This is a genomic window from Deltaproteobacteria bacterium (genome assembly GCA_020848745.1).
In the GTDB taxonomy this organism is placed as follows: Bacteria; Desulfobacterota; Binatia; order UTPRO1; family UTPRO1; genus UTPRO1.
The window spans coordinates 1-3790 of record JADLHM010000108.1 but is presented as its reverse complement, the minus strand read 5'-3'; the positions used below and the strand labels follow the sequence as shown (position 1 = coordinate 3790).

The window sequence follows — 3790 nt, the reverse complement described above, 5'->3', positions numbered from 1 at the left end:
GCTCAAAAAGGGGCAGATGCAAGGCGCGACCGACTGAGCGCGGAGGCGTAGCGGAGCTACGCCGCACCCTCTCCGAGGGCACGGCAAGCGAAGGAGGGAGCAACGCAGCAGATGCCCCTTTTTCAGCGATCGGCCGGAGGTGTAAGGAGCAGACAGCCCGCCGAGCCAGAGGAGATCGCAACATGCCGGTGCCCACGTACGAGCGGCTCACCGTCCTCGACAACTCGTTCCTGATCACGGAGAGCCCGACGAACCACATGCACGTCGCCGGCACCGCGACCTTCGACGCCGCCCCGCTGAAGAACGCGACCGGCGGCATCGACGTGAAGCGCATCCGCGCCTACGTCGAGTCGCGCCTCCACCTGATCCCACGCTACCGCCAGGTGCTTTCGCACACCCCGATCGAGGGTCACCCGGTCTGGGTCGACGACCAGCACTTCAACATCGAGTACCACGTCCGCCACACCAGCCTGCCGCGCCCCGGCGACGCCGAGCAATTGAAGGCGCTCTCCGGGCGCATCATGTCGCAGCAGCTCGACCGCTCGAAGCCGCTCTGGGAGATGTGGATCGTCGAGGGGCTCGACGGCGGCGAGCACTTCGCGATGGTGAGCAAGATCCACCATTGCATGGTCGACGGCATGTCGAGCGTCGACCTCCTGGCGGTGCTGCTCGCGATCGAGCCGATCTCGGACATCGACCCGGCCGTGCGCTGGGTGCCGCGGCCGCGGCCGTCGTGGTGGCAGATGCTCTCGGCCGAGGCGGCGCGCCGCGCGCGGACGCCTTTCGAGACGGTCTCCGGTTTCCGGCAGGTGCTGGCCGACGTCCGCGATCCGCGCTCGGACATCCGCACGATGTGGCGGGCGGCGCGCGGCATGCTGCGCTCGAGCCTGCGCACGGTCTCCGACACGCCGCTCAACAAGCCGATCGGTCCGCACCGCCGCTTCGACTGGCTGGCGATGGACCTGAACGACGTGAAGACGGTGCGCAAGCGTCTCGGCGGATCGCTGAACGACGTCGTGCTGACGACGGTGACGGGCGCCGTGCAGCGCTTCCTCGAAGGCCGGCGCGTACACGTCGACTACCTCGACTTCCGCGTGATGGCGCCGGTGAGCGTGCGGACCGCCGAGGAGCGCGGCACGCTCGGGAACCGCGTGTCGGCGTGGATCATCGACCTGCCGCTCGCCGAGCGGAATCCACGGACGCGCCTCCAGAAGATCAGCGAGACCACCGCGCGCCTGAAGGAGACGAAGCAGGCGCTCGGTGCCGAGATGCTGTCGCGGGTCGCCGAGTGGACGCCGTCGACGCTGCTCTCGCTCGCGAGCAGCATGATGACGCGGGCCCTGCCCTTCAATCTCGTCGTGACGAACGTGCCGGGACCGCAGGTACCGCTCTATCTCCTCGGCGCCAAGATGCTCGACAACTACGGGCAGGTGCCGCTCACCGACTACCTCGGGCTCGGCATCGTGCTCTTCAGCTACGCGGGGAAGCTCTGCTGGGGCTTCAACGCCGACTGGGACCTCGTACCGGACGTCCACGACTTCGTCGCCGCGGTGGAAGAGGCGTTTCGCGAGCTCCAGCACGTGGCGGAGGTGTCCCCCGGCGAGCGCGCCGGCGGACGGCCCGCGGCGAACGGCCCGGCGACCGCGCTCGCCTGAGCCGCGCCTCCGGAGCGCGACGCGCGGGCCCGTCGCGCCGCGCTCTGCGAAAGCGCATGGCGCCGCGCCCGCTCCGGGCGCCCCGTCGAGCACGATCCGGCGGCCTTCGGCCCCGCGCGAGAGTCACCAGAGTGTCGAAGCCGCGCAATTGTAACGTCCCGCGGCGCGCTTCCACGTCGGCCGTACGGCATTTCGTTCGACCCCTCGCGGCATAGCGTTTGCTGATTTCCCTGGCGGAGATTTCGCGCCCTTCGCGAGGCAGGGAACGTTGCAGAAGACCGACGAGCCGAAGACGACCGCGGCCGCGCCCGGCGAGACCGTCGAGCAACGGCGATTGCCGATGCTCTACGTGCTCTTCGCCGCGTTCGACATCCTGACGGTCCTGGTCGGGCTCACGCTCAACCACCACCTCGTCGACATGCACCGCGGGTCGCTCGACGTGAACCGGCAGTGGGCGGAGCGCCTCGCGACCTACGCGCAGCTGCGCGAGCTCGCCGCGGCGGTGAACGCGCCGGCGAACGACGTCTTCGACTCCAAGGACCCGCGCGGCGAGACCGTTCGGCTCCGCAAGGCGCGGCGTGAGTTCGACGACGCGTGGGACGCGGCCCGCACCGATCTCGAGAGGGCCGGCGGCACGCCGGAGGTGCTGACGCTCCTGCACGATCTCGACGCGATCCGCACCGCGATGAACGCCATGGCCTCCGAGGCCAACATGACGTTCTCGTATTTCTCGATCGAGGCGCCCGAGAAGGCGGCGCCGCTCATGGCCGGCATGCACCGCCGCTTCGCGACCGTGCAGGAGGCCTTCAGCGCGCTCGAGCAGCACGTGCGCGACGTGCAGGACGTCCTCTTCCAGCGCGAGCTCGCCGCGGCCGGCCTCGTCCAGCAACGCGAGCTCGTGCTCGCGCTCTTCGTCGTGCTGATGATCTTCGGCGCGATCTACTACGGGCGAAGCCTCACCAGGCAGGCGGCCGTCGACGAGACCGAGCGGCAGCGCCGGCTCGCCGAGCTCGTCGAGGCGCGCGAGGCGGCGCTCGAGGCGTCGCGCCTCAAGTCCGAGTTCCTCGCCAACATGAGCCACGAGATCCGGACGCCGATGAACGGCGTCCTCGGGGCGACCGAGCTCGCGCTCGAGACCGAGCTCACCGGCGAGCAGCGCGAGTACCTCGAGCTCGCGAAGTCGTCGGCCGACGCGCTCCTGGCGCTCCTGAACGACATCCTCGACTTCTCGAAGATCGAAGCCGGCAAGCTCGACCTCGAGCGGACGCCCTTCGGGCTCCGCGAGCATCTCGAGCGCTCGGTGAAGACGCTGGCGCTGCGGGCCCACCAGAAGGATCTCGAGCTCGTGTGCCACGTCGCGCCCGACGTGCCGGACGCGATCATCGGCGACCCGAGCCGGCTCCGGCAGATCATCCTCAACCTCGTCGGCAACGCCATCAAGTTCACGGACCGCGGCGAGATCGCGGTCGGCGTACGCGTCGCCGTGCACACCGAGAGCGAGGTGGCGCTCCACTTCGAGGTGTCGGACACGGGCATCGGCATTCCGGCCGACAAGCAGCGGCTCATCTTCGAGGCCTTCACGCAGGCCGACGGCTCCACCTGCCGGAAGTACGGCGGCACCGGCCTCGGACTCGCGATCTGCACCCAACTCGTCGGCATGATGGGCGGCCGCATCTGGGTCGAGAGCGTCGCGGGCCAGGGCAGCACGTTCCACTTCACCGCGCGCTTCGGCTGCAGCGAGGAGGCGACCGAGAGCGATCCGGCCGACATGTGCGGGCTCTCGGTGCTGATCGTCGACGACAACGCGACCAACCGCCGCATCCTCGAAGAGCGGACGCGCGGCTGGGGCATGCTGCCGCAGAGCGTGGAGGACGGGCCGTCGGCGCTGATCGCGGTCCGGCGCGCCGCGAAGGCGGAGAGCCCCTTCGACCTCGTGCTGCTCGACGGCCACATGCCGGGGCTCGACGGCTTCGGCGTCGCGGAGCGGATCAAGAAGGATCCGGACCTGGTCTGCGGCTCGCTCATCATGCTGACCTCGGCCGGCGAGCAGGGCGAGTCGGCGCGCTGCCGCGAGCTCGGCGTCGCGGGCTACCTGATGAAGCCGGTCGCCGCGTCGGACCTCCGCCGCGTGATCG

The 3790-nt window shown here is 69.9% G+C and carries 2 protein-coding genes; both read left to right on the top strand.

The window, feature by feature from the left end; genetic code table 11:
• Positions 1-182: 182 nt before the first annotated feature.
• Positions 183-1655 (top strand): wax ester/triacylglycerol synthase family O-acyltransferase, encoded by a 1473-nt coding sequence (locus tag IT293_16045; GenBank protein ID MCC6766171.1) that lies wholly within the window; start codon positions 183-185, stop codon positions 1653-1655.
• Between the two features lie 340 nt (positions 1656-1995).
• A partial coding sequence (locus tag IT293_16040; protein MCC6766170.1) for a response regulator occupies positions 1996-3790 on the top strand: 1795 nt, incomplete at its 3' end.

Bases quoted from the DNA above. Each gene is read 5' to 3' on its own strand.
- IT293_16045 (MCC6766171.1), top strand. From the start codon at position 183: ATGCCGGTGCCCACGTACGAGCGGCTCACCGTCCTCGACAACTCGTTC.